Source organism: Ruegeria sp. C8 (genome assembly GCF_056537565.1).
In genome coordinates this window covers 44780-70226 of sequence record NZ_JBQFRV010000017.1, presented here as the reverse complement: position 1 = coordinate 70226, position 25447 = coordinate 44780, and the positions used below count along the sequence as shown (strand labels likewise).

Below are 25447 nucleotides of genomic sequence, written 5' to 3'. Positions count from 1 at the left end.
GCAGGGTTGATCCGGAGTGGAGCGGTATGGTCACCGAGGGCGCGTTCGGAGAGCCGTAGGATGGGGTTTCACCCCATCATTTGAGAGGTCGGAGTTTGCATAGCATATTGTTTGGTGCGCGGGAACAGATCGTGCGTGTGTTCGGGTAGGGTCGTTGAGTGAGTGATGGGGTGAAACCCCATCCTACGCTTGCTACCTGCTGCGCCTATTCGGGACCCTTGATTTGTATGGGTTTTTCCTGTGCTATTTGCTTCTGCGCTTCTTTTTTGGCGGCTATTTCACCAAGCTTTTCGAAGCGCTTTTTTCTTCGCTCTCTTTCTACATACCATTCATCAAAAAGACTTTCGATCAACTCAATGAGAATCTGTGCTTCTTGTGGATCAACATCAATTATAGTATTGATGTCTTTTTCCATATGAGCGCCTATGTTGCCAATTTTCCTAACATGATCAATAGCTTCTACACTTTCCGCCGATACACCCTTGGGAGCCTTTTCGGCTTCAACTCTTTTTTGAAGTTCATTGATCTCGTCGACTAGACGACCTTTCCTAATCTCGCAAAAATCACGGATCATTCCTTGCAAGCATCGTCTTGCAAGAGTCGCGGAAGCTTTCGGGCTTAGGTCCCGAATTTCGCAAGCTTCGATATAGTCTTGGCGTAACGCAATCGGAATGAAATCAGGTTGGGGCTTAGCGGAATTGCGCGGTATAAGTCTTTCGTGAAGCATTGGGTCGGCTTCAGACGAAAAAAACCGTCCATCTAGTGCGTTGACACCATACTGTGAATATTTTTCCGCAGGTAATAAGCTAACGTCCACAGTCACTTTAAGACAATCAGGGTTTGAGCAGCAAATGGCTTGTCCCTCTAACCCGAAGAAGCCCCAAGCAGTTTCGCCAACGAGGAAATGAAAACGATCGGAGGAGATGCGTTCGCGTGTCACAGTTTGAGTTTGGCTACAGTAAGGACAGGTCCAATTGAATGACATTTGTACTCTCGTTTGGAATGTGATGGACCTAATTTCTAGGTAGATCAGCTACCTCGCAAACTTCTTATGCTTCAACCGCTTGGGCTCCAGCGCATCCGGTCCCAGACGGCGCTTTTTGTCCTCTTCGTAGTCCTCGAAGTTGCCCTCGAACCATTCCACGTGCGCGTCACCTTCGAACGCCAAGATGTGCGTGCAAATCCGGTCGAGGAAGAAGCGGTCGTGGGAGATGACGACGGCGCAGCCGGCGAAGTCGACCAGCGCGTCTTCCAGTGCGCGTAGGGTTTCGACGTCGAGGTCGTTGGTCGGTTCGTCGAGCAGCAGGACGTTACCGCCCTCTTTCAGCAGGCGGGCCATGTGGACGCGGTTGCGCTCACCACCTGACAGCAGCGAGACCTTTTTCTGCTGGTCGCCGCCCTTAAAGTTGAAGGACGAGCAATAGGCGCGGGAATTGACCTGCGCGTCGCCCAGCTGGATGATCTCGGCGCCGCCGGTGATTGCCTCCCACACGGTATCGCCATCCTTAAGGTCGTCGCGGGACTGGTCGACATAAGACAGTTCGACCGTGTCGCCCAGCGTGATGGTGCCACTGTCGGGCTGTTCCTGACCGGTGAGCATCTTGAACAGGGTCGATTTACCGGCACCGTTGGGGCCGATGACGCCGACGATGCCGCCGGGGGGCAGGGCGAAGTCCAGCCCTTCGATCAGTTGCTTGTCGCCCATGTGTTTCGACAGGCCCTCGACCTCGATCACCTTGCCACCAAGGCGCTGGCCGTTGGGTATTACGATCTGGGCGCGGGTCAGCTTTTCGCGTTCGGACTGTTCGGCCAACTCGTTGTAGGCGTTGATCCGGGCCTTGGATTTGGCCTGGCGGGCCTTCTGGCCCTGACGCATCCATTCCAACTCGCGTTGCAGGGTCTTCTGCTTGGACTTGTCTTCGCGGGCTTCCTGCTCCAGCCGTTTGGCCTTTTGTTCCAGCCATGCGGAGTAGTTGCCCTCGTACGGAATGCCACGGCCGCGGTCGAGTTCGAGGATCCAGCCAGTGATGTCATCCAGGAAATAACGGTCGTGGGTGACGATCAGGATGGTGCCCTTGTAGTCGATCAGGTGCTGTTGCAGCCAGGCGATGGTCTCGGCGTCCAGGTGGTTGGTCGGTTCGTCGAGCAGAAGCATGTCGGGTGCTTCCAGCAGCAGCTTGCACAGCGCCACGCGGCGTTTCTCACCCCCCGAGAGGTTGGCGATGTTGGCATCGTCCGGCGGGCAGCGCAGCGCCTCCATCGAGACGTCGATCTGGCTGTCGAGGTCCCACAGGTTTTCCGCGTCGATCGCGTCCTGGAGGGTGGTCATCTCTTCCATCAACTCGTCCGAGTAATTCTCAGCGATCTCCATGGCGATCTCGTTGAAGCGGTCGACCTTGGCCTTTTTCGCGGACACGCCCAGCATGACATTTTCGCGGACGGTCAGGGATTCATCCAGCTGCGGTTCCTGTGGCAGATAGCCCACCTTGGCGCCTTCAGCCGCCCATGCCTCACCGGTGAAATCCGTATCAAGGCCGGCCATGATCTTCATCAGTGTCGATTTACCCGCGCCGTTGACGCCGACGACACCGATTTTCACGCCGGGCAGAAAGCTCAGGTGGATGTTTTCAAAGCACTTCTTGCCTCCGGGATAGGTCTTTGAGACACCCTGCATGTGGTAGACATATTGATAGGCGGCCATGTCGCGTCCTCTGGGTCGGGGAAATTGGGTTGAAACGCTTGATATCCAAGCGGAGCGGGCGGGGCAAGCTGGTGGTTTCGTGATTTTTTGCTGAGACCTTGGGCAGGCTAGAGTGGCTTCGGTTTGAGAGGCGCGTGAGATGTCAGAACTTGCGGAATTGATTGCTGGGTGGGCAAAGCCCGGTCGGGTCGATTGGATCGGAGTGCGTCCAGCCCGGCGGGCGGAGATCGTCACCTTGGGCGACGCTAGGATTTCCGCCGATGGTTTAGATGGAGATCGTAGTCGCACGGGCAAGAGAGCGGTGACTTTGATCCAACAGGAGCATTTGGCGGCGATTGGCTCGTACCTTGGACAAGGGCCGATCGCGCCAGAGATATTGCGGCGCAATCTGGTGGTTTCAGGGATTAACCTCTCCGCGCTCAAAGGACGCGAGGTGCAGGTGGGTGAGGCGATTTTGCGCTTTACCGTGATCTGTGCGCCCTGCAGCCGGATGGAGGAAGCGCTGGGAAAAGGCGGCTATTCTGCCGTGCGTGGGCACGGCGGGTGGTGTGCCGAAGTGGTGCGCCCTGGACGCGTTCGGGTGGGCGATACGGTGCAACCGATTGATTGACAAGCTGCTTCAGTTCTGAACAACAGCAAAGGATGTTGCGCAGCCAGATACCATATGCTCGGCCCGGACAGGTCATTGGGCTGTTCGGGGGGTCCTTTGATCCTCCGCATCAAGGTCATGTGCATGTCAGCCTTGAGGCGATGAAGGCTTTCGGTTTGGATCGTGTGTGGTGGCTGGTTTCTCCGGGTAACCCTCTGAAACAGCAAGGGCCTGCGCCTTTGCCGCGTCGGTTAGAGGCCGCGCGGGCGGTGATGCAGCACCCTCGGGTGGACGTTACGGATATCGAGGCGCTGACGGGTACGCGGGCGACTGCGGATACTCTGGCGGTCCTCCGGCGGCTTTATCCTCAAGTTCGGTTCGTCTGGATCATGGGGGCCGACAATCTGGCGCAGTTTCACCAATGGAAGGACTGGCGGCTGATCATGGACAGCGTCCCCGTGGGCGTTGTGGCGCGACCGGGGGATCGAATTTCCGCGCGGATGTCGCCAGCGGCGCGGGTCTACGCACCCTACAGAATTGACGGGCAGGCGCGGCATCTATTGGGACGCGCGCAGGCGCCGGCATGGTGTTTCGTGAACGTGCCGATGGTCAATCTCAGTTCAACTGAACTTCGCAATCGCGGCATCTGGGCAAACGGAGTGTTGCCCGAATAGCCACATTGCCTGCATATTCTCATGCAATGGTTGTCCAAATTTCATCTCTGGGATTTTAATTGACCCATGGTTGATCGTATTTCACGCCGTTTGTTTCTGGCAGGGTTGAGCGCAGCTGCGATCCCTGCGGCTGCCTTTGCGCAGGCGCCTTTGGTATCCTTGCGGCCTCAGGCCCGTGGACCTCAGCTGACCGGGGCCGAGCGGTTCGTTCGCGCAGCCGGGCTGCGGGGCGATGTGATCTTTGCAGTGGCAGATGTTGAGACGGGCACCCAGCTTGAGGCGCTGGGGGGTGAGGCCGGGTTGCCTCCGGCCAGTGTGGGCAAGGCGCTGACCGCGCTCTATGCGTTGGACGTTCTGGGGCCAGATCATCGCTTTGAGACCAAGCTTCTGGCGGATGGGACAATTGAGAATGGCATTCTAAAAGGCGATTTGATCCTTGTCGGTGGCGGAGACCCTCTGCTGGATACAGATGCATTGGCAAGCATGGCAGCCAATCTGCGCGAGGCCGGGGTTACAGAGGTGCGCGGGGCGTTCAAAGTCTATGGCGGAGCCTTGCCCTACGTGTTCAGCATCGACCCTGGGCAGCCAGATCATCTGGGCTATAGTCCGGCGATCAGTGGAATTTCTTTGAACTTCAACCGCGTTCATTTCGAATGGAAGCGGGCCGGGACGAATTACAACGTCACGATGGATGCGCGCAGCGCCAAGTACCGTCCGGATGTCGATATGGCTGTGATGCGGGTGGAACCGCGCAGCCTGCCGATCTACACCTATCAACCCAGCGCACGTCAGGACCGCTGGACCGTGGCCAAAGGCGCGCTGGGCAATGGCGGTGCACGTTGGTTGCCTGTTCGAAAACCGGCACTTTATGCGGGCGATGTGTTTCGCACGCTTGCCCGCTCAAACGGGGTTGTTCTTGGTCGGGTGCAAGTCACTCAGGAAACCCCGAAAGGCACTGCGTTGGTTGTGCATCAGAGTGACCGGTTGGAGAGTATCCTGCGCGGGATGTTGAAATACTCGACCAATTTGACGGCAGAAATGGTTGGTATGGCGGCTACGAAAGCACGCGGGGTCAGGCCGAGTGACCTGGCGGACTCGGCGGCAGAGATGAACCGCTGGGCGGCTGAGACCTATGGGGCCAACCAAATCGCCATGGTGGATCACTCTGGTCTGGGTGATGCGTCCCGCATGCCTCCGGGTGATCTGGTGAAGGCGCTTGTTGCGGCGCGCAAAACCGGGGCGCTGCGGCCCCTGCTCAAGCCTTTTACGCTGACCGATAGTCAGGGTCGCGCGGTCAAGGATCACCCCATCAAGGTGAATGCAAAAACCGGAACGCTGAACTTCGTCTCGGGTCTTGGCGGCTTTCTGACTACGGCCGACGGGTCCGAACTGGCCTTTGCGATCTTTACGGCAGATGTGGACCACCGCGCCACGATCCCGCGTGAACAACGCGAGCGACCAGAAGGCGCTCGCAGTTGGAACCGACGGTCGCGCAAGCTTCAGCGGGCTTTGATTGAGCGCTGGGGGTCTCTTTACGGCAGTTGAACCTAAATCGTGTGGCGCGCGCGGGCACCGCGTTCGATTGCGGCAGCGTGCAGGCGGTCGATGTTTAGCTCATAGCGGATTTCTTCCAGCAAACGTAGCTCGGTCTCGGCCAGTGAACCGTCTGCGGCGGCTACGTCGCAGGCCAGCGCATAGGCGGTTTCATTCAGGCGTTCGGGCAGGTTTTCTCGGATCAGTCCGAACAGGGCATCCAACCCATCTTCCTGCTCGAACAGGTCGAACACGATTTGCGAAACCCGGCGGGTGCGGTCGATGTCATAACCCGCAAAAACAGGCAGCATATTCACCGCGCCTTCGATCTTGACCAGTTCGGCGGTGCGGATCGTCTCATCCGACGCCGAGATCGCGACCATGATCGCCACAAGGCAATCTTGCGGAGACATCGGGTGTGGTACTTGATCGGTCATTGGGTCGTCCTGAGTCATTTGCTGCCGTCGCACGATAGGAGGGCTGGCGGGCAGGTTCAACGGCTTTTGCTGGCGAGGGTCAGAGAATTGGCAATGGCCCCCGGGTTTTGGTTTGGCGCAACACGAAGTTGCTACGGGTGTCACGTACCAGGCCGGACTTCAAAAGGCGCTGCATGATGAAAAGCTCAAGATCTTCGGGCGATTTGGCATAGACCTTGAGGAGGAAGTCATGATCTCCGGTAATCGACGCGCATTCCACGATCTGAGGTTCTGTCTCAACCAGACGGAGGAAGGCGTTGATGCTGTCTTCCTGATGGCTCTGCAATGCGACGTGGATATAGGCAATGGCGTTCAGTCCGACAGACTTGGCGCGGACCTGCGCAGTGTAGCCCGATACAACGCCTGAGGCCTCAAGATCCCGCACCCGACGCCAGCATTGCGAGGCAGACAGGCCCGTGCGGTCTGCAAGCTCCTGCATCGATAGTCGGCCATCGGTTTGCAGCTGTTGCAGGATGGCCAGATCAGCAGGTTGAAATGTTTGTGTCAATTTCTCTCCAGACGCAAAATGAATACTTCAACTTTAGTCGATTTCTCCATCCAGAGAAACTGAATTCGCCTTCTCCCTTGAATAGAATGTCTGCGAAGGGGAGGAGAAGATGCCGAAAACAACGAAATACCGCGCTAAAATCGCCGATGCGAAGGGTCATATCGCGTATACGGCTGAAGAGGATGCAGTTTGGGCCGATCTCTATGCGGCGCAGCAGGACAACGTGCAGAAATACATGGCGCGTGACTATCTCGACGGCCTGAAACGGTTGGAGTTGCCGAAGACCCGTGTGCCCTCCTGCACGGATATCTCGGAACGTTTGTTGGACCTAACTGGATGGCGGGTTCAGCCTGTGCCGGCTCTGATCGGGTTCGAGACCTTCTTCGGGATGCTGGCTGACAGGGTGTTTCCGGCAGCGTCCTTCATCCGCTCACGCGAGGATTTCGACTATATTGAAGAGCCGGACATCTTTCACGAGATCTTTGGGCATACGCCCTTGCTCAGCGATCCCAGATTTGCGGCGTTCAGTCAGGCCATCGGCAAGGCCGGGGTGCAGGCTGGGCCGAAGGACTATGCTTGGCTGATCCGGCTCTATTGGTTCTCGGTCGAGTTCGGGTTACGATGGCAAGATGGTGAAATCAAAGCGCTGGGTTCGGGTCTGGCGTCCTCGCCTACTGAACTTGTCTATGCGGTCGAAAGTGATATGCCGGACCGGGACCCGTTCGACGTGCTGACGATCCTGCGTACTCCATACCGGATCGACATGCACCAGATGGGCTACTTTGTTCTGCAAGACCCCGAGGCGCTGTTCGCCGCGGCCGACAGGGACCTGTTGGCAGATGTAAGACAGGCGCAGTCGCTCGGTCTATTGCCCAACAAGTTCCCACCCAAAGCAACAGCAGCGGAGTGATCGAAAATGACCACAACAGGACAAACCTGCAACCTGTCAGACCGTACGTGCGTACCTTGTTCCGGCGGCATTCCCGCCCTGACGGCAGACGAGGCAAGCGCTCATTTGGGCGAGCTTTCATCGGACTGGGCACTGAATGCCGGGTCGACCGAGCTAAGCCGCCACTTCGCGTTCAAGGGTTTCGCTAAGGCGACATATCTGGCCAATCTCTGTGCATGGCTGGCGGAGCAGCAGGGCCACCATCCCGATATCTCATTCGGCTGGGGCTATGTGGATGTCAGGCTTACGACCCATGAAATCGGCGGGCTCAGCGAGAATGACTTTATCTGGGCGGCGAAACTGGACCAGTTGACCGGTTAAATCGGACTAGATCCGCGGAAAAACCCCGTGCTTTTATTGACTCATGCTGCACCGTCACAATAGGAGGGGCCGGTCGGTTGCAAAGGGCGATCGGCGCTGTTTTTCCCGATGGAGCAAATCTGATGTCTGAACTGCGTGAAACCGCAATGTCGTCCAAGGCCTGGCCTTTCGAAGAGGCGCGCCGGTTGCTCAAACGCTATCAGAAGAACGCTCCGGAGAAGGGGTTTGTGCTGTTCGAGACGGGCTATGGCCCCTCGGGCCTGCCGCATATCGGCACCTTTGGGGAGGTCGCGCGAACCACGATGGTCAAGCGCGCGTTTGAGGCGCTGTCGGATATCCCAACCAAGCTGATCTGTTTTTCGGACGATCTGGACGGTATGCGAAAAGTGCCCAGCAACGTGCCGAACCCGGAGATTCTGGAGCAGCACCTGCAGCGTCCGCTGACTTCGGTGCCCGATCCATTCGGTGAATACGAAAGCTTTGGGGCGCACAACAACGCTATGCTACGCCGGTTCCTCGACACCTTTGGATTCGAGTATGAGTTCTATTCGGCCAAGGAATTCTACGAGTCCGGACAGTTTGACGAGATCCTAAAGCGTGCTGTCGAACGCTACGATGAGATCATGGCGATCATGCTGAAAAGTCTCCGCGAAGAACGGCAGCAAACTTATTCGATCTTCCTGCCTCTGCATCCCGAAAGCGGGCGGGTGATGTATGTGCCGATGAAGAAGGTCTGCGCCGAGACCTACACCGTGACCTTTGATGATGAGACGGGCAAGGAATGGACCGTTCCCGTCACAGGCGGCAACGTCAAGCTGCAGTGGAAGCCGGACTTTGGCGCGCGCTGGGCTGCATTGGGCGTCGATTTCGAGATGTACGGCAAGGAACACGCCACCAACGAAAAGATCTATGACGCGATCTGCCGTGCTTTGGGTGGTCGTGCGCCTGAGCATTTCTCGTATGAGCTGTTTCTGGATGAAAATGGCCAGAAAATCTCGAAATCGTCGGGCAATGGCGTGTCGATAGACGAATGGCTGACCTATGCGCCTACGGAGAGCCTGTCTTATTTCATGTATCAAAAGCCCAAGACGGCCAAGCGGATGCATTTCGACGTTATTCCGAAAGCCTATGATGAATATCACCAGCAGCTGCGGGCCTATCCGGGGCAGGATCTGAAGGCGCAGTTGAACAACCCGGTCTGGCATATTCATGGCGGAGATGTCCCGGAATCGAGCCTGATCGTTCCATTTGCCATGTTGCTGAACCTTGCGTCGGTTTCCGGGGCCGAGGACAAAGAGGCGCTGTGGGGCTTCATCCGCCGTTATGCGCCTGAGGCGACGGCAGAAAGCCACCCCGATCTGGATCAGGCGGCGGGTTTTGCCGTGCGCTACTTCAACGATTTCGTCAAACCAATGCGCAAGCACCGCGCCCCGACGGAGCAAGAGCGCGAGGCGCTGGAGGCTCTGAAAGCCGCGCTTGAGGCATATGACGGCCCGACCGAGGATGAGGCGCTGCAATCGGTGGTCTATTCCATAGGGCGTGAGCGGTTTGACCCGATGCGTGGCTGGTTCACCGCCCTCTACGAGGTACTTTTGGGTGCCTCGCAAGGCCCGCGTTTTGGTGGCTTCATTGCCCTCTATGGCGTGCCGGAAACGATCGCGCTGATCGATAAGGCCTTGGCCGGAGAGCTGGTCTGATTTGACCTGATCCCGCATGGGGCTACCGTTCCGACAGGAGGTAGCCCTATGCGTAGTTTACTGCTTGCCCTGTCCCTGAGCGCCGGTTTGGCCTCGGGTGCGTTTGCCCAAAGCGCCGAGATCGAGGCCAATATCGCGGCCCAGATCCAGGCCTTCAAGGCGAATGATTTCGCCACGGCCTTTACCTTTGCCAGCCCCAATATTCAGCGTCTTTTCGGAAACCCGGACAATTTCGGAGCGATGGTACGCAATGGCTATCCCATGGTCTGGCGTCCCTCTGACGTGCGATTTCTGGAACTGCGCGAGGTCGCAGGCGCGTTGTGGCAGAAGGTCATGATCACCGATGGCGATGGTGCGGTTCACATTCTCGACTATCAGATGATCCAGCAGGAGAATGTCTGGAAGATCAACGGCGTGCAGCTACTTGGGCGCGCCGACCCCGCGGCCTGATGCAACACCACCGTCACGGTCGCATGAGTGGCGGTTAATCCCTTTTGGATACTCAGATCGTCGCGTTCGGGATGGACCTGAACACGGCGTTTGAACGTGCAGCCATTGGGCCGCGCGACGAGGAAAGGGATTTCTATGAACAAGGCAATCACCGACGGCATTGTGTTCATGCCGCCTGCTTTCGAAAACGGTCTGGGCGTGTGGTCTGTGGGCGATGGCACGCCGGGCTCTCCGACCTATGATGGCTCGGGCACCGGGGCGTTTGTGCCGTCGGATGCGGATTTTGGCGGCTGTCTTGAGATCCTGAAGATCAATAACCCGCAACAGTTGCGTCATATGGGCCAGACCCAAATCCTGCCGGGGTGCTATTTGCAGATCAAGGCGCGGGTCAAGGCGATCAGTGGCCCTCTGCCCGAGGTGCGGATCGCTGCCTGGGCCGGCGCAGCAGGCGACACCCATCTGGCGGGCGTGGTCGAGCAAGGCCCAGCCACCCAGCTGACAAGCTATGGCGCAGTGACCGAGATTACCGCGATTGTGGGCACGGGTCAGCGTCCGGGCGTGGACATGGCGTGGGGCGTCAGGGCGCTCTACGGTCATTTCGGCATTGATGTTGAGGGCGCTAACGGGGCCGTCATCCGCGTCGATGATCTGGAGATCACGGATGTCACCGGCGTGTTCCTGCGTGAGATCATCAGCCGTGTGGACGTGCGCGACTATGGTGCGGTGGGCGACGGTATTGCTGACGACTCGGCCGCGTTCGAGGCAGCGGATCAGGCCGCTGGAGGCCGTCGCATTTTTGTACCCCAAGGCACCTATCGCCTGGCTGAGAACACCACCCTGTCCTCAGAGGTCGAGTTTGAAGGCACTGTGACGATGCCTGACGACAAGATGCTTCTGCTGCTGAAAAACTATGACCTGCCAGCATATATCGCCGCGTTCGGGAATGAAGAGCTGGCTTTCAAAAAAGCGTTTCAGGCATTGTTGAACAACTCGGACCATGAATCGCTGGATCTGGCCGGCCGCAAGATCGAAGTGACGGCCCCAATCGACATGTTTGCCGCTGTTCCCAACAAGCCGGGGTTTTCAACCCGTCGCGTCATCCGTAACGGTCAGTTCGATGTCAAAAGCAGTTCGGCTTGGGATACCGAGACCTTCACCTCGGTCGCGACCTATGACCCTGCGGATTCGACCCGTCTGACCAATGTGGCCAACGTCGCGAACATCCCCATCGGTTCGCTGGTTCAAGGCAGCGGCGTCGGGCGCGAGATCTACGTGCGCGGCAAGGATGAAAGCGCTGGTGAGTTGACGCTGAATGCGCCGTTGTATGATGCGGCAGGGACCCAGACCTTCACTTTTGTATCCTTCAAATACCTGCTGGATTTCGGTAATTTCGGAGTGCTGCGCAAGTTCGGGATGGAGCAGATCGAGTTCCAGTGCAACGGCCGTTGCAGCGCCATTCGTCTGGCACCTGCGGGAAGCACATTCTCATTGTCGGATTGTTTCATCAGCCGTCCGCTGGATCGCGGCATCACCTCGATTGGAACGGGCTGCAAGGGTATGCTGATCGACAATTGCCAGTTCCTGTCCTCGGAAGAGTCCTTCATTGTACCCGATCGCAAGTCGATCGCGCTGAACACCACCTCGAACGACGTGAAGATCCGCCACAACCGGGCGGTGCGCTTCAAGCACTTTGCGGTTATCGGCGGCGACAACAACATGATCCTTGGCAACCACTTTTTCCAGGGCGACAGTATCCCGCAAGGGGTGCGGACCGCAGGGCTGATCATGATCGGCACCTATAACAGCTCGACCATCGCCGAGAATTACGTGGACAATTGCTTTGTGCAGTGGACGAACGAGCGTGACACGACGCCCGCCTATGTTTCGGGCTATTCCTTCAGCGCCATGAGCATCACCGACAATATCTTCTATTCCAGCGAGGCGCCGCCCTGGTTCAGCTATATCGTGATCCGCCCGTACGGTCCGGGGCATTTTCTCAACGGGCTGGCGGTGACCGGCAACAAGTTCCGCTCTAACGGGACGGACCTAGAGCGTGCCGACCGGGTGGATACGTCTTTTGCGGATCTGGATGCGGATCAGCACATCAACGTCACGTTCAGAAACAACACCTATCACGGAATTGATGCCAAGGTGGAAAACCCGCTGCGGGTGCGACATAGCCAGAGCTCGGCCTCGCAGGTCTGGACCATCGACTCGGACGGTCGGTTGCCGTTTGGCTCCAAGGCTCGCAGTTGCGACGCAGTGGCGGTTCTGGGGCCGCTCAGAACGGCGCTTGGGTCGGTGCGCTATTCCTTTCCCTATGCCGATGTCGAACAGGGCAGCAATGGCGACGCTGTCCAACTGCGCTGGGCCGAAAGCCTGAGCGGCGATGTCTCGGTACAGATGCGTCTGGAAGAGTGACGATAGCAGCCAGTCGCCCCTGTATCGGGGCGGCTTCGCTTTGGGTGACAGGAAAGACAAGACGTTTGGGAATCCTGTGCTAGGCTGAGGGTAAGCCAAAGGAGGACTCAGATGCCGACCATAGCCAAAACCGCAAGCGTTCAGACCGTCATTACCACATTTGAGATGACACCCGGCACCTGTCAGGACCTGCTAGAGGCGCTGACGGATGCTTATTCCGACTTCATCTCAAAACAGCCCGGTTTTGTATCGGCCGGCCTGCATGTCAACGACGCCCAGACCCGTATTGCCAATTATTCGCAATGGGAACGGCGCGAGGATTTTCTTGCCATGCTGCGCACCCCGGAAATGCGTGACCGCAACCGCAAGATCAATGAACTGTGCAAGAGTTTTGAGCCGGTCATGTATGACGTGGCTGAGACATTCAATTGACGCAGGTCCGGTGTCCCGGTGTCAGATGTCTGTAGCTTCGACGCGGTAAGCTTTGCCAAACCCGCCGTTCAGCAACCCATCCTCAATCTCGAAGCGGACAAAGCTGAAATCGGCGAAATCTGCATAGAGTTTAGCCTTGGGGCGAAGTGACAGATACCTCTGGCGGAGGTTGTCATGATCCGCCGTTCCCCTTGCAACCAAACGAGCCGTCGCGTGCAAGGTCAGCCGAGGATGCGTCAGCGGATCCCCCTGAGGGCCGGGATCCCCAATCAGCAAGGCGCAGGCCGTGTTGTTCTGTAGCGCCCGGCTATGTTCCGACAGGCTTGAAATCAGCGAGATCGGCTGCCTCTCGGCATCTGTTGCAAGAGCAATCCGCGATACTGATGGCAAAGCGGTGCCAGGGCTCAGAACGGCGAGCGCGGCATGGGTCGCCTCATCCATCAATTCGCGGATCAGGCCCCGGACGGTGTCGTCCAGCGGTTGGTAGGGGTCTTTGTTTGGCATTTTGCCTCGCATTGGTAAGCGTGAGGGCAATCCTATCCGCTCTGATCTTTGTGTGCGAGCCGTGTTCTGCCTCGGCTTCGCCACAAATCCCCTGTATCGCGGTGGTATGATGTTTCGCAAATCCAAGTTGGACGAACCCTTGCCGACCAAACGTCAGCTCCGGGCCGAAGCTGCCCGGCGACGCGCGCTCTCTCCCGTGCGTATTCTGCTTATGGTTCTGTGCCTGCCGCTGACCGTCGCGTTGATTTCCTTCAACATGTTCGTGCGCCTTTCAGACTATGGTCGGGATGAAGCCATGGTGCACCTAATCGCGCTGGCCGGGTGCGATGCCTCTCGGGCCGTGGGGTTTGGGACGTTTTACGAAGGCTATGCGGGCTATCATCCGCGCAACGATCCCGACGGTGATGGAGTGGCCTGTGGACCGGATGTGGCGCAGCGTCAAACGGCCCCCTCGCCAAGTACGACCACGCCCCGTCAAACAACCGCCAACCAAAGGTCCTTGGGCAACGCCAAGTTCATCAAGCCCTAAAACCCGTGGGTTGAGGGCTGTCACATCCGCGACCGCTTGGCCTGTGACGCTGCGGGAATCTGCCAGTTCATGCTATGATGCCCCGCGTTGGTACCAGTTTGGTGCCTCCATCGGGCAATTTCGCCCAGCTTGGGAGGACAAAGATGTTTGCACGCGTAACTCAATTTAAAATGAAGCCCGGTACGCGCGAGGCGGCCACGGCGAAGATGAACGAATTGAAATCTGAAATCATGGGCATGCCCGGCATGCATTGTTTTACCAATGTGATGAACGAGGACGGCACCGGATATGTGATCTCGGTGGTCGAGAGCGAGAATATCTCGAACGCAAACGCCCCAAAAGTGGCCGAGCTTTGGGGGCATTTCGCTGATTTCATGGAAGCGCCGCCAACCCCGGCAGGCTTTGACGTGATTGCCCATTGGGACAAAGGCTGAACGCACGTTTGACCGGAGGCCGATCCGCGCCACTTCAGGCAGTGCTACGAGAGCAGCGACGCTGCGCAGGTGCGAAACTTGCGCACCTCTGGCGCGGCGCCTTCCAGTGAGAATTCACTCAGGTGGTCTTGCGTGAAGGCGTAGGCTGTTTGGTTGAACTCCAAGCCATCCAAGACGTTGCCAAAGCCGGTGTCTGAGACGAATAGGGACATCGCATCGTCCGACAGCTTGTGTCTTGGCGTTCCAATCTCAATCGGGTTTGGGCCTTCAAATCGCATGGCAAACCAAGGCGTTTGCGTCCAGCCTTCGGCGCGTCGCATGATTTCGAGGGTATAGAGCGGCTGCGCCGGATCGTAAGTGAGCCGGATCTCCTCTGCTTCGGTCTCGTGTGTCAACGTGCAGATCTCGCCAATCGTGGCGTTCCACGCATAGGCGGGGCTGCCGAGCAGCAGTGAGAGCAGGACAAAGCGCATAGCGAGGAACCTAGCCGCAGATTGCCCTTTGGCAAGTGTGTGACGGGCTAGCCTTTCATCGCATTCAACAAGTCCAGCAGCCGCATTCTGTCATCATCGTCAGCATAGTCACCGGTGGCCAGGCGCTGGGCAATGCTCAGGCGCAGGCGTTCCTGCTGAGTGCGGACATCTTCGCTGGCGGTTTCGGCCAATGTCTTCATAATCGCTGCCACGGCCTGTTTGCGATTGGTGCTGGGGCTGGCGATATAGTCAACAAGGCTTTGCTTACCAGAATCGAGGATGTTTTCGGCCAGATCACGCAGTTGCGCGCCATTGGGCAGCAACGGGGCAGAGACGCCCTCGGGCGGCAGGATTTCCGGTACGCTACGCGGGGCCTCGGCGAGCGTATTCGCACCGTCGACAAAGGCCTCGGTGATCATCCGGGTGATCCTGATCGCGCGCGGGTCCTTGAACAGGGCCGAGGCGATGGCCACGCCGTAATCCGTATAGACCCACGGATTGACCCGCCGCCCGCCGCGGCCCTTGGGTTTTGAAATCACATTCTGTGATTGCAAATCGGCGACCTCGGCATCGGACAGCTGAAAGCGGTAGCCTTCAAACAGGTCCTTGTTGCGCGAGACGGCCTGATTGAACGCGCTGACGGATTTTCCGTAGAACTGCGCCAGATCCTCGGCCAGCACCACACGGGTGCCGCGCACCCGGTGAATGGCGCTTTGGACCTCATGCGTGCTGGGTAGGGTGTTCGTCATGGCAACCGTTTGGAATCACAATTTGTGATTTCAAACGTGGAGGAGGGTGGGACGAGGCGCAAGGGTGGAGCGCCGAAGTGCTGGTGAAAGGAAAATTTTACTTCATCCTATGATTGTAAGGTTGATCCGCAATCGATGGCTCTGTAATGCGAAACCATCATTAAATTCAGCAGTTTGCAGGGGTTCTGTTTTGCTCGATAAAGTTAAAATCTCGACTGGTGGTGAAGTATCACTTCAGGTGATTCAGGATGTCTACAATGACATTACTGGTAGAACTGAACGTCTAGGTCGGTATTTCTTCGACGCCCATCGAATAGAATTTTCAGACATTGAAAATTTACATCGCTCAATTGAAGCGCTCATGGAGCAGTACCATTGCATGGGGTCCAACTGCTCAATCACAGTTCGATACATCGACGATAAAACGGAGCGCGTTAGTAGCTTTCAAAAATTTGCCGCACAGGGCACAACAAGAAATGAGTGCGTAGAGGAGTTTGAACTTGAATATAACTTCCTAATTATTCTTCCCAAAACGAATGAAGCAAGACCCTACACACTTGAAGTGGGTCTGCGAAACACCATGGCACTTCCAAAGAAGATGGAAAATCTACAAGCATCAGATATACAAAGGAGAATATCATTTGAGTCTATGCGGCTAACAGGTCGAATGACCATCGAATACGTTGACTTGGCAGTTGCCAGAAGCATCGAAGCACAAGTCGAAGACTGGTATTCCAGCCTTAGGAAGCAAAACGTTGGCAAAATGCACCTTGCAATTAAGAAAGCAGAGAAGGCAACTTCAATTGTTATTCAAGGCTTAGGCGCACTTGCGGTTTGTGGTGTTCTCCTTTTGCACTTCAATGAACAAAATTTTGATCTAAACTCTCTTTTTCGCGCAGGAATTGTCAGCCTATTTTGTATGATTTTGACCGTAGCTGTATCGCGTAGGCTTGGTTTCTATGCTGAAAGCCAGATAACGAGACTTATGCCTTTGTCGCTGATCCAGCTCACCCAAGCTGACGCGGAACTAGTCGCAAGGAATTCACACACCACTGGTAAAACGATAGGCAGAGTAAGCATTTCTGCATTTTGTACTGTTTTGATCGGACTGATTACTGCGTACTTAGCATCGATAGTAGGGCTTTAGGATGACTAGCGCTTCCTCCGCTTCACATTCCCACCCCGTTGTCCCGGCCTGCCAGCCGTTGACCGCCCGCGTGATTTCACTGCATCCTCGGACGCTTTCTCGACCGCCCATTGGCGCGCCATGGGGTCGTCGGCGACGGCGAGGTCGACCGCTTCCAGACGTTTGATCTCATCCCGGATATTGGCGGCCTCTTCGAATTCCAGGTTCTCGGCGGCTTTGCGCATCTTCTCGCGCAACCCGTCCAGATGGGCCTCCAAATTCGCGCCGTGCATCGGCTTGTCGATGGTGGCGGTGACGCGGTTCATGTCGACATCGCCTTCGTAGAGACCGGCGAGAACGTCCTCGACATTCTTCTTCACCGTCTCGGGCGTGATGCCGTGTTCCTCGTTATAGGCGATCTGCTTGGAGCGGCGGCGGTTGGTCTCGTTCAGGGCGCGCTCCATCGAGCCGGTGATCTTGTCGGCATACATGATCACGCGGCCATCGGCATTCCGCGCGGCGCGGCCGATGGTCTGGACCAGAGAGGTCTCGGAGCGCAGGAAGCCCTCTTTGTCGGCGTCTAGAATGGCGACCAGCCCGCATTCGGGAATGTCGAGGCCTTCGCGCAGCAGGTTGATGCCGACCAGCACGTCAAAGGCCCCCAGCCGCAGGTCGCGCAGGATTTCGATGCGTTCCAGCGTGTCGATATCCGAATGCATGTAGCGGACCTTGATGCCCTGTTCGTGTAGGTATTCGGTCAGGTCCTCGGCCATGCGTTTGGTCAGCGTGGTGACCAGCGTGCGGAAACCGTTGGCGGTGACTTTGCGCACCTCGTCCAGCAGGTCGTCCACCTGCATCGACACCGGGCGGATTTCGACCTCAGGGTCAAGAAGGCCCGTGGGGCGGATCACTTGTTCGGTGAAGACGCCGCCGGTCTGTTCGATCTCCCATTTCGCAGGCGTTGCCGAGACGAAGACGGATTGCGGGCGCATGGCGTCCCATTCCTCGAACTTGAGGGGTCGGTTGTCCATGCACGACGGCAGGCGGAACCCGTGTTCGGCCAGTGTGAATTTGCGCCGATAGTCGCCCCGGTACATGCCGCCGATCTGCGGGACCGAGACATGGGATTCGTCGGCAAAGACAATGGCGTTGTCGGGGATGAATTCAAACAGGGTTGGGGGCGGTTCACCCGGCGCGCGACCCGTGAGGTAGCGCGAATAGTTCTCGATCCCGTTGCAGACACCAGTAGCCTCGAGCATTTCCAGATCGAAATTGGTACGCTGCTCCAGACGTTGCGCTTCCAGCAGTTTGCCTTCGCCCACCAATTGGTCGAGCCGGATGCGGAGTTCCTTTTTGATGCTGATGATCGCCTGCTGCATCGTCGGTTTCGGTGTCACGTAGTGCGAGTTCGCATAGACCCGCACCTGTTCCATCGTGGCGGCGCGTTCGCCGGTCAGCGGGTCGAATTCTGTGATCTGTTCCAGTTCCTCGCCGAAGAACGACAGCTTCCAGGCGCGGTCCTCGAGGTGGGCGGGCCAGATCTCCAGCGAGTCACCCCGCACCCGGAAGGACCCGCGCTGAAACGCCTGATCGTTGCGGCGGTATTGCTGAGCTACGAGATCGGCCATGACCTGCCGTTGATCATATTCATTGCCGACCTTCAGATCCTGCGTCATCGCCCCGTAGGTTTCAACCGAGCCGATACCGTAGATGCACGAGACCGAGGCGACGATGATCACGTCGTCACGTTCCAAAAGCGCGCGGGTGGCTGAGTGGCGCATCCGGTCGATCTGTTCGTTGATCTGGGATTCTTTTTCTATGTAGGTGTCGCTGCGCGGCACATAGGCCTCGGGCTGGTAGTAATCGTAGTAAGACACGAAATACTCGACTGAGTTTTCAGGGAAGAAGCCCTTGAACTCGCCATATAGCTGCGCGGCCAGTGTCTTGTTGGGCGCAAGAATGATGGCGGGGCGCTGCGTTTCCTCAATCACTTTGGCCATGGTGAAGGTCTTGCCCGTTCCGGTCGCGCCCAGCAGAACCTGATCGCGCTCGCCATCCAGAACGCCGCCCGCCAGCTCTTTGATGGCCGTAGGCTGGTCCCCGGCGGGCGCAAAATCGGTGTGCATGACAAACGCCTTACCGCCCTCAAGCTTGAGGCGCGCGCGGACGTCTTCTGAGGTCAGCTGGGTCTTGTCGGAATGAGCATAGGCCATAGAGGGGGATTCCTTTCGCGCCTGATTTTGATCTGTTTTTGTTCCGGTTCAAGGGGGCATTTCCATTGCACGCAATTGCGACAATTGCGGACTTGTCCGAATGGATGCTGTGACGCATAAACAAAGCCAGCCAAATGAGTACGGAGAGGCGAGATGCGCGCACGGATATACCAGCCTTCGCGGAATGCGATGACCTCGGGCATGGCCAAGACCCGCAAGTGGGTTTTGGAATATGCGCCTGCGTCTTCGCGTGAAGTTGATCCGCTGATGGGCTGGACCTCATCCGATGACACTCAGACCCAGGTGCGCCTGAAATTCGATACCAAGGAAGAGGCGCTGGATTACGCCAAGGACAATGGTATCGACGTACAGGTCAGCGAGCCGCACAAGCGCAAGCCTAACCTGCGTCCGCGCGGGTATGGCGAGAATTTCGCAACTGACCGTCGCAGCCCCTGGACGCACTAAATGATCGAAATTCGACTGGCCGACCCCACGTCGGGTGCTTTGCGCCCTGTGATTGAGGCGCATTTTTCCCATAGCGAACAAGCGGGTCCGGCGGAAAGCAATCACACCATGGGGCCCGAGGCCTTGTCGGGTGACGACATCCGCTTCTGGGGTCTTTTCGAAGAGGGCCGTGCCCTGGGCTGCGGCGCGTTGAAGACCCTGCCCGATGGTACTGCCGAAGTGAAATCAGTTCACGTTGTCGAAGCCGCACGCGGGCGCGGTCTGGCGCGGGTGATGATGGCATACCTTGCCGATCTGGCGGCCAATGAGGGCACAGAGGCGCTTGTGCTTGAAACGGGCGCCGCGCATCTGCCGGATTATGATGCTGCGCGTAAGCTCTACGAGGCACTGGGTTATTCTTATTGCGACCCGATCTACGGGTATGAAGATGATCCAAACAGCGCCTTCATGCGCTTGGCTCTTGAACCCCGCCCTTAAAACCAGCAAGAAGGGCGCAGCGGTCCCTTAGCTCAACTGGATAGAGCAGCTGACTTCTAATCAGCAGGTTGAGGGTTCGAGTCCTTCAGGGATCGCCATTTCACCCAAGAAAAACACGCGGCTTGTCCGATCCGTTCTTCGCTTTTGCGGGGAAGGTTCAGAAGGGCTGGCTGAGGGGGTCGCGCCAGCCCTTCTTTAGAGGGTTACTGAGTGGTAGGTAAATCAGTAACCAATGATTAACAAATGCGCACAGCGCGCGAAATTGGGGGATTCCCGTAGTTACTGTGCCGCTACGCGGGCTCCTGTGGTGTTCAAACGGGATAGATGGGGCCTGAGAACAGCCGCTTCATGTGGTTTCAGAATGGGTGCAGCCGTCGGCCCATAAGCGTCGGAATTTACCCGCAGCTCGGGGAAAAGTGACATTATTTCAGCGCGCTGCGGGCGATCCAGCGCTCCGATCGAAGTCGGGGTCACGAAAAAACTCTCGCTAAGGACGCCTTCAGATCTGATGATCTGATGCTGATCGAACATAATATGCCAATAGCTGACATGCCCGCCTTCGCGAATCGATACTCCGTTCATGCCGCATAGGAACTTGGCTGCCACCAATGCGCGGGGCGCGCCAAACAGAAGCTCGGCTACGCTGGTGTCGATCATCATCCGGTGCTGCTGCGAGACGACTAGTTGTCTCGGGTTCCCCAGCGTGTTGGGGGCAAAGACCACAGGGGCAAAGCGCCCGGTTGCCGGAACGGATGTGCTCCCGATCCACAGAACTGGCTGCAGGCCGTTGTCCCGTGTCCAGACCTTTTGACCGACGTGGATCTGCTGCACAGGAACCGAACCGTCGGCTGTTTCGATCAATGTGTCCTCAGCAAAGCAAGCCACATAGTCCGAATACAGCGAAGACCCCGTATTCGATCCCGCAACCTTGACGTAGGACGCCCCATCTATCAGCCGTTCCGAGGCCGCGAAACCCCAGACATCTGAGGTCACGCCGTTTTGCGAAAAGACATACAGCCGGATGACAGGTCCGGTTTCTAGACCGTTTTCGTCAAGTTGCCGAATGTCGATGAAGGATTCGGATTCCACAGGAGTACCATTGGCCACGATGCCACCGCCATCGGTGACTGTGTGACCAAAGGCCTGATCATCTTCGAACACATCTGGATTGCCCGAGGTGTCATCTACAGTGACCGTGGTTCCGCCGCCCGCCGTATATTGGAAAACAGTACCGTTCGGCGTGTCTGAGTTGTTGCGGATTGGCGTGCCTACAATCCCCGCGCTGGGGCTAGACGTTACCATCATGTTTTCGCTGTCGACCGAAAAGAAACTACGCAGAACCATCTAGTACCCGTCATGATTGCTGTTGCTTTGAGCGGCCTGAACAGACCATTTGCGGCGCACCCTAGGGTGGTTCTCGACCCCGACCAATTCACGTCATCTTGAGCGTCAGGCTTATTTAGGCTTCGCGTATTCAATTGTTGTTGAGGTGACGACTGCATCGCCCGCAGACCTTGATCGGAGGACCGATGATAAAACTATTGCAACCGGTTGCAAAAAAATCCATTGTTACGCCACAGAACAGGATTCGAGGTTTTGGATGTTGAAGGTTGGATTGCTGGGCGCCGGACGGATCGGGCGGGTGCATGCGCGGGCGATATCAGCCCATCCAGGCAGTGTGCTATTTGCGGTCTCGGATGCCATGGCTCAGGCGGCCGACGATCTGGCCCATGAGCACGGTGCCGAGGTTCGAACCTCGGACCAGATCATAGCTGATCCTGAAATTGACGCGGTGCTGATCGCGACGCCGACCGACACGCATTCGGACCTGATTGAAGCCGCAACAGCGGCGGGTAAAGCTGTTTTGTGCGAAAAACCAGTCGATCTGGACCTTCAGCGGGCCATTTCCTGCCAGCAGTCGGTCGCAGCGCATGGTCAGCCCGTGATGATCGGCTTCAACCGTCGGTTTGATCCCAGCTTTTCGGCATTGAAAGCGGCTGTGGATGCAGGCGAGATCGGCAAGGCTGAACTGTTGTCCATCACCTCGTTTGACCCGGCCCCTCCGCCGGTGAGCTATGTCAAGGTTTCGGGTGGCCTGTTCCGGGACATGATGATCCACGATTTCGACATGGCGAATTTCCTGATGGGAGAGGTCCCGACGACGATTTCCGCTGTTGGCTCGTCGATCGTCGACCCAGAAATCGGCGCGGCCGGAGACGTGGATACCGCCATTGTCACAATGACTTACGCGGATGGTCGTATCGCGGCCATCAAGAATTCACGCCGGGCGGCCTATGGCTATGATCAGCGGGTCGAGCTGCTGGGTTCCGAAGGTCTTTTGCAGGCGCAGAACATGCTGGAAAACACGGTTGTCAAATCGACCTCCGCCGGCGTCGTCGGGGCCAAACCCACCTATTTCTTTCTGGAACGCTACATGCCAGCCTATCAGGCCGAGTGGGCCGCTTTTTTGGAGGCAGCGGCCTCGGGCGCGCAGGTTCCCGTCTCGCTGGAGGATGGGGTTGCCGCCCTCGCAATGGCCGAGGCGGCCACGCTGTCGGCGCAGTCCGGTAGGCCGGTTCATCTGGCTGAAGTTTTGAAACCGGTTGCAAAATGATTGAATTTCTTCAAACTGAAAACAGCTCGGATACAGACCCGGGCAATACAGATTCGGCCCAACCGAATAAATGGGGCTGATAGCCTAGGACGAAAACAGACGGTTTTATGGGAGGAAACCAAATGAACAAGTTTGTGAAACGAGTACTGATGGCCAGTGCTGTCGCGGTGGCGGCCGCAAGCGGTGCCGCGGCTGAAGGCGAAAAGTACATCCTGGTCAGCCATGCCCCTGACAGTGACAGCTGGTGGAACACGATCAAGAACGGTATCGCTTTGGCTGGTGAGCAGATGGGTGTCGAGGTGGAATATCGCAACCCGCCTACTGGTGACCTTGCGGATATGGCGCGCATCATCGATCAGGCTGCGGCCTCCGGTCCCAACGGTATCATCACCACGTTGGCTGACCCGGATATTCTCGAAGGCCCGATCAAAGCTGCTGTAGATTCCGGGATCGACGTGATCATTATGAACACTGGGACACCCGACAAGGCACGCGAAGTTGGCGCCCTGATGTATGTCGGGCAACCAGAATATGACGCTGGCTATGCGGCTGGTCTTCGGGCGAAAGGTGACGGCATTGGCTCTTTCCTTTGTGTGAACCACTACATCGTCCAGCCATCCAGCCAAGAGCGTTGCCAGGGCTTCGCGGACGGCCTGGGTATTGAGCTTGGTGAGCAGATGATCGACGCGGGACAGGACCCTGCGGAGATTAAGAACCGCGTTCTGGCCTACCTGTCGGCTAACCCAGAGACGGACGCTGTTTTGACGCTTGGCCCGACCTCTGCCGATCCAACCATCTTGGCTCTTCAAGAGAACGGCATGGCCGGTGACATTTATTTCGGCACGTTTGATCTGGGTGGCGAGATTGTCAAAGCCATCAAGGACGGTACCATTCAGTGGGGAATCGACCAGCAGCCGTTCCTGCAGGCCTACCTGCCGGTTGTTGTTCTGACTAACTACCACCGTTACGGCGTTCTGCCAGGCAACAACATCAACTCTGGCCCCGGTTTCGTGACTGCTGACGGTCTGGAGAAAATCGAAGAATTCGCAGGTGAATACCGCTGATCTTCCTAGCTGAGCGGGCGTGCTAAGGCGCCCGCTCAGACCTACTTCCAATTTTTCTGGATCACCCGCGAGGGGAGGACCACAATGACTGAGTCAGCTCAATCCACGACAGTTGAAGATGAACGGATCAAAGAGATATCGCCGCTGCGCCGTGCTCTGATCCGCCCTGAGCTGGGTGGAATTGTCGGCACCGTCGCCGTATTCACGTTTTTTCTGTTGTTTGCATTCGATAGTGGCATGTTCACCAGTCAGGGTGTGCTGAACTGGTCGATCGTTTCGGCGCAGTTCATGATCATTGCCGTAGGGGCGTGCCTGCTCATGATCGCAGGCGAATTTGACTTATCGGTTGGTTCGATGATCGGCTTTGCCGGGATGATGATCGCGATCTTCTCAGTCACACTCAGTTGGCCCGTGTGGATGGCTATCATTGTGACGTTTGCGCTCTGTGTGTCGATTGGGGCCTTGAACGGTTTTATCGTGGTGCGAACTGGCCTGCCCAGCTTTATCGTGACTTTGGCCTTTCTGTTTATCCTGCGCGGCTTCACCATTTATCTGCCGCAAACCATTGAGCGGAAGACGATCATTGGCGGAATCAAAGACGTCGCGGAAGGTGACTGGCTGGCATCGATCTTCGGTGGCAAAGTCGGACAAGGGTTCTTCACTTGGCTTGGCGAAAACGGCTTGATCGAAACGTTCGAGCGTGGAACGCGCGCAGGTCAGCCTGTTGTTGACGGTATTCCCATGCTGATTGTCTGGGCCATTGGTATCATTGTTTTTGGTCACGTGCTGCTTACCAAAACCAAGTTTGGTAACTGGATTTTCGCAGCGGGTGGCGACGCCGAGGCAGCGCGAAATTCAGGCGTGCCAGTGAACAAAGTCAAAATACTGATGTTCATGTTCACCGCCTTCTGCGCCACGGTCTTCGCAACTTGTCAGGTTATGGAGTTCGGCTCGGCTGGCGCGGACCGTGGTTTGCTTAAGGAGTTTGAAGCGATTATTGCGGTTGTAATTGGCGGCGCGCTGCTGACCGGCGGATATGGCTCGGTTCTGGGGGCTGCTTTGGGCGCTTTGATTTTTGGCGTGGTACAGCAGGGGCTGTTCTTTGCCGGCGTAGAAAGCTCATTGTTTAGGGTCTTCTTGGGGATCATCCTGTTGGGTGCCGTAATCCTGAACACCTATATCCGCCGCATCATCACAGGAGAACACTGAGATGACTGACGATACCAAGTTCCACCATGGGGACGTGCAGGATAGCAAGCCGATCATTCGTATGGTCGACATCCAGAAACACTTCGGCTCGGTGATTGCGCTGGCAGGCGTCAGCTTTGATCTTAAACCGGGGGAATGCCACTGTCTTCTCGGCGACAATGGTGCAGGCAAGTCGACCTTCATTAAGACGATGTCGGGCGTTCACAAACCAACTTCGGGCGAGATTTTCTTCGAAGACAAGCCGATGCATTTTGAAGACCCGCGCGATGCTATTTCAGCGGGGATCGCAACAGTGCATCAGCATTTGGCCATGATCCCGCTGATGAGTGTCAGCCGCAATTTCTTTATGGGTAACGAACCTACGCGCAAAGTGGCGGGAATCAGCTTCTTCGATAAGAAGCTGGCTGACGAAATCACTATGGAAGAGATGCGCAAGATGGGCATCAACCTGCGTGGCCCGGATCAGGCTGTGGGCACCCTGTCTGGAGGGGAACGCCAGACGGTTGCGATTGCGCGCGCCGTTCATTTCGGTGCCAAGATCCTGATTTTGGACGAGCCAACCTCGGCCCTTGGGGTGCGGCAAACTTCGAACGTGCTGGCGACTATCGACAAGGTGCGCAGCCAAGGCGTCGGAGTGGTTTTCATCAGCCACAACGTGCGCCACGCGCTGGCCGTCGGCGACCGCTTTACCGTACTGAACCGTGGCAAAACGCTGGGCACCGCAAGACGCGGTGAGATCACACCTGAAGAATTACAGGACCTGATGGCAGGAGGGCAGGAATTGGCCCAATTGGAAGGGTCACTGGGCGGAACGGTTTAACGCCGTTCCCCCAAAACGG

27 protein-coding genes and 1 tRNA gene are annotated in these 25447 nt (G+C 57.1%); 19 read left to right on the top strand and 9 right to left on the bottom strand.

All coding sequences use genetic code 11. The features are described from left to right. Positions 1–205 precede the first annotated feature (205 nt). Positions 206–985, bottom strand: a complete 780-nt coding sequence (locus ACR0KL_RS19035) for a DUF4145 domain-containing protein (RefSeq protein ID WP_170678840.1) — start codon at positions 983–985, stop codon at positions 206–208. Between the two features lie 48 nt (positions 986–1033). Then, positions 1034–2701: an energy-dependent translational throttle protein EttA gene (gene ettA, locus ACR0KL_RS19030; RefSeq protein WP_170678842.1), complete on the bottom strand. Its 1668-nt coding sequence runs from the start codon at positions 2699–2701 to the stop codon at positions 1034–1036. A 139-nt stretch (positions 2702–2840) separates the two neighbouring features. On the opposite strand from ettA, the gene ACR0KL_RS19025 reads away from it, so the two are divergent. From ACR0KL_RS19025 to dacB, 3 genes are all read left to right on the top strand, one after another. Beyond that, on the top strand, positions 2841–3311 hold the full coding sequence (locus ACR0KL_RS19025) for an MOSC domain-containing protein (RefSeq protein ID WP_480777392.1): 471 nt from the start codon (positions 2841–2843) through the stop codon (positions 3309–3311). Positions 3312–3343: 32 nt separating this feature from the next. Next, entirely contained in the window at positions 3344–3964 is a 621-nt protein-coding gene (locus tag ACR0KL_RS19020) for a nicotinate-nucleotide adenylyltransferase (protein WP_170678854.1), read from the top strand. Between the two features lie 66 nt (positions 3965–4030). After that, positions 4031–5509 carry a D-alanyl-D-alanine carboxypeptidase/D-alanyl-D-alanine endopeptidase gene (gene dacB, locus ACR0KL_RS19015; RefSeq protein WP_480777391.1) on the top strand — a complete coding sequence of 493 codons (1479 nt, stop codon included), beginning with the start codon at positions 4031–4033 and terminating at the stop codon, positions 5507–5509. 2 nt (positions 5510–5511) lie between these two features. Here the strand turns inward: dacB and ACR0KL_RS19010 are convergent, their stop codons facing one another. Together ACR0KL_RS19010 and ACR0KL_RS19005 are read right to left on the bottom strand one after the other, a co-directional pair. Further along, positions 5512–5934: a tellurite resistance TerB family protein gene (locus tag ACR0KL_RS19010; protein ID WP_170378829.1), complete on the bottom strand. Its 423-nt coding sequence runs from the start codon at positions 5932–5934 to the stop codon at positions 5512–5514. A gap of 79 nt (positions 5935–6013) precedes the next feature. Further along, the gene (locus ACR0KL_RS19005) at positions 6014–6505 is read right to left on the bottom strand and encodes an Lrp/AsnC family transcriptional regulator (RefSeq protein ID WP_480555501.1); all 492 of its coding nucleotides are present in this window, start codon (positions 6503–6505) and stop codon (positions 6014–6016) included. Between the two features lie 85 nt (positions 6506–6590). Here ACR0KL_RS19005 and phhA point away from each other — a divergent pair, with 85 nt between their 5' ends. The 6 genes from phhA to ACR0KL_RS18975 all read left to right on the top strand — a co-directional run bounded on the left by phhA (position 6591) and on the right by ACR0KL_RS18975 (position 12751). Further along, on the top strand, positions 6591–7391 hold the full coding sequence (gene phhA / locus ACR0KL_RS19000) for a phenylalanine 4-monooxygenase (RefSeq protein ID WP_170678864.1): 801 nt from the start codon (positions 6591–6593) through the stop codon (positions 7389–7391). 6 nt (positions 7392–7397) lie between these two features. Continuing rightward, positions 7398–7751, top strand: coding sequence for a 4a-hydroxytetrahydrobiopterin dehydratase (locus ACR0KL_RS18995; protein ID WP_170678866.1), 354 nt, complete (start codon positions 7398–7400; stop codon positions 7749–7751). A gap of 122 nt (positions 7752–7873) precedes the next feature. Further along, positions 7874–9448, top strand: a complete 1575-nt coding sequence (locus tag ACR0KL_RS18990; RefSeq protein WP_170678868.1) for a lysine--tRNA ligase — start codon at positions 7874–7876, stop codon at positions 9446–9448. A 48-nt stretch (positions 9449–9496) separates the two neighbouring features. Continuing rightward, positions 9497–9898, top strand: coding sequence for a DUF4864 domain-containing protein (locus ACR0KL_RS18985; protein ID WP_170678870.1), 402 nt, complete (start codon positions 9497–9499; stop codon positions 9896–9898). Between the two features lie 135 nt (positions 9899–10033). Beyond that, complete coding sequence (locus tag ACR0KL_RS18980; protein WP_480777390.1) at positions 10034–12319, top strand: glycosyl hydrolase family 28-related protein; 2286 nt, start codon at positions 10034–10036, stop codon at positions 12317–12319. Between the two features lie 111 nt (positions 12320–12430). Beyond that, complete coding sequence (locus ACR0KL_RS18975; RefSeq protein ID WP_170378809.1) at positions 12431–12751, top strand: antibiotic biosynthesis monooxygenase family protein; 321 nt, start codon at positions 12431–12433, stop codon at positions 12749–12751. 21 nt (positions 12752–12772) lie between these two features. On the opposite strand, the gene ACR0KL_RS18970 is transcribed toward ACR0KL_RS18975, so the two are convergent. Then, entirely contained in the window at positions 12773–13255 is a 483-nt protein-coding gene (locus ACR0KL_RS18970; protein WP_170678874.1) for a pyridoxamine 5'-phosphate oxidase family protein, read from the bottom strand. Positions 13256–13364: 109 nt separating this feature from the next. Between ACR0KL_RS18970 and ACR0KL_RS18965 the strand changes: the two genes are divergently transcribed. Then, positions 13365–13784, top strand: a complete 420-nt coding sequence (locus ACR0KL_RS18965; protein WP_480555482.1) for an excalibur calcium-binding domain-containing protein — start codon at positions 13365–13367, stop codon at positions 13782–13784. Positions 13785–13927: 143 nt separating this feature from the next. After that, entirely contained in the window at positions 13928–14218 is a 291-nt protein-coding gene (locus ACR0KL_RS18960; RefSeq protein WP_170678876.1) for a hypothetical protein, read from the top strand. A 44-nt stretch (positions 14219–14262) separates the two neighbouring features. Here ACR0KL_RS18960 and ACR0KL_RS18955 read toward each other — a convergent pair whose 3' ends face one another. Together ACR0KL_RS18955 and ACR0KL_RS18950 are read right to left on the bottom strand one after the other, a co-directional pair. Continuing rightward, complete coding sequence (locus ACR0KL_RS18955) at positions 14263–14691, bottom strand: hypothetical protein (RefSeq protein ID WP_170678878.1); 429 nt, start codon at positions 14689–14691, stop codon at positions 14263–14265. Between the two features lie 47 nt (positions 14692–14738). Continuing rightward, positions 14739–15440, bottom strand: a complete 702-nt coding sequence (locus ACR0KL_RS18950) for an ORF6N domain-containing protein (protein WP_480777389.1) — start codon at positions 15438–15440, stop codon at positions 14739–14741. A 190-nt stretch (positions 15441–15630) separates the two neighbouring features. Between ACR0KL_RS18950 and ACR0KL_RS18945 the strand changes: the two genes are divergently transcribed. Then, entirely contained in the window at positions 15631–16587 is a 957-nt protein-coding gene (locus ACR0KL_RS18945) for a hypothetical protein (RefSeq protein WP_480777388.1), read from the top strand. A 5-nt stretch (positions 16588–16592) separates the two neighbouring features. Here ACR0KL_RS18945 and uvrB read toward each other — a convergent pair whose 3' ends face one another. Continuing rightward, positions 16593–18779: an excinuclease ABC subunit UvrB gene (gene uvrB, locus ACR0KL_RS18940; protein WP_170678886.1), complete on the bottom strand. Its 2187-nt coding sequence runs from the start codon at positions 18777–18779 to the stop codon at positions 16593–16595. A 153-nt stretch (positions 18780–18932) separates the two neighbouring features. On the opposite strand from uvrB, the gene ACR0KL_RS18935 reads away from it, so the two are divergent. The 3 genes from ACR0KL_RS18935 (at position 18933) to ACR0KL_RS18925 (ending at position 19819) form a co-directional block, all read left to right on the top strand. Then, positions 18933–19244: an ETC complex I subunit gene (locus tag ACR0KL_RS18935; RefSeq protein ID WP_170378795.1), complete on the top strand. Its 312-nt coding sequence runs from the start codon at positions 18933–18935 to the stop codon at positions 19242–19244. After that, positions 19245–19721 carry a GNAT family N-acetyltransferase gene (locus ACR0KL_RS18930; protein WP_170678888.1) on the top strand — a complete coding sequence of 159 codons (477 nt, stop codon included), beginning with the start codon at positions 19245–19247 and terminating at the stop codon, positions 19719–19721. Positions 19722–19742: 21 nt separating this feature from the next. Beyond that, a tRNA-Arg gene (locus ACR0KL_RS18925) sits at positions 19743–19819 on the top strand. Between the two features lie 181 nt (positions 19820–20000). On the opposite strand, the gene ACR0KL_RS18920 is transcribed toward ACR0KL_RS18925, so the two are convergent. Beyond that, complete coding sequence (locus ACR0KL_RS18920; protein WP_170642829.1) at positions 20001–21065, bottom strand: Hint domain-containing protein; 1065 nt, start codon at positions 21063–21065, stop codon at positions 20001–20003. A gap of 256 nt (positions 21066–21321) precedes the next feature. Here ACR0KL_RS18920 and iolG point away from each other — a divergent pair, with 256 nt between their 5' ends. From iolG to ACR0KL_RS18900, 4 genes are all read left to right on the top strand, one after another. Then, the gene (gene iolG / locus ACR0KL_RS18915; protein WP_170678892.1) at positions 21322–22335 is read left to right on the top strand and encodes an inositol 2-dehydrogenase; all 1014 of its coding nucleotides are present in this window, start codon (positions 21322–21324) and stop codon (positions 22333–22335) included. Positions 22336–22457: 122 nt separating this feature from the next. Beyond that, positions 22458–23399 (top strand): sugar ABC transporter substrate-binding protein, encoded by a 942-nt coding sequence (locus ACR0KL_RS18910; protein WP_170378787.1) that lies wholly within the window; start codon positions 22458–22460, stop codon positions 23397–23399. Positions 23400–23483: 84 nt separating this feature from the next. Beyond that, entirely contained in the window at positions 23484–24608 is a 1125-nt protein-coding gene (locus ACR0KL_RS18905; RefSeq protein WP_170556568.1) for an ABC transporter permease, read from the top strand. 1 nt (position 24609) lies between these two features. Beyond that, positions 24610–25428 (top strand): ATP-binding cassette domain-containing protein, encoded by an 819-nt coding sequence (locus tag ACR0KL_RS18900; RefSeq protein WP_170678894.1) that lies wholly within the window; start codon positions 24610–24612, stop codon positions 25426–25428. The last annotated feature ends 19 nt before the right edge of the window (positions 25429–25447 follow it).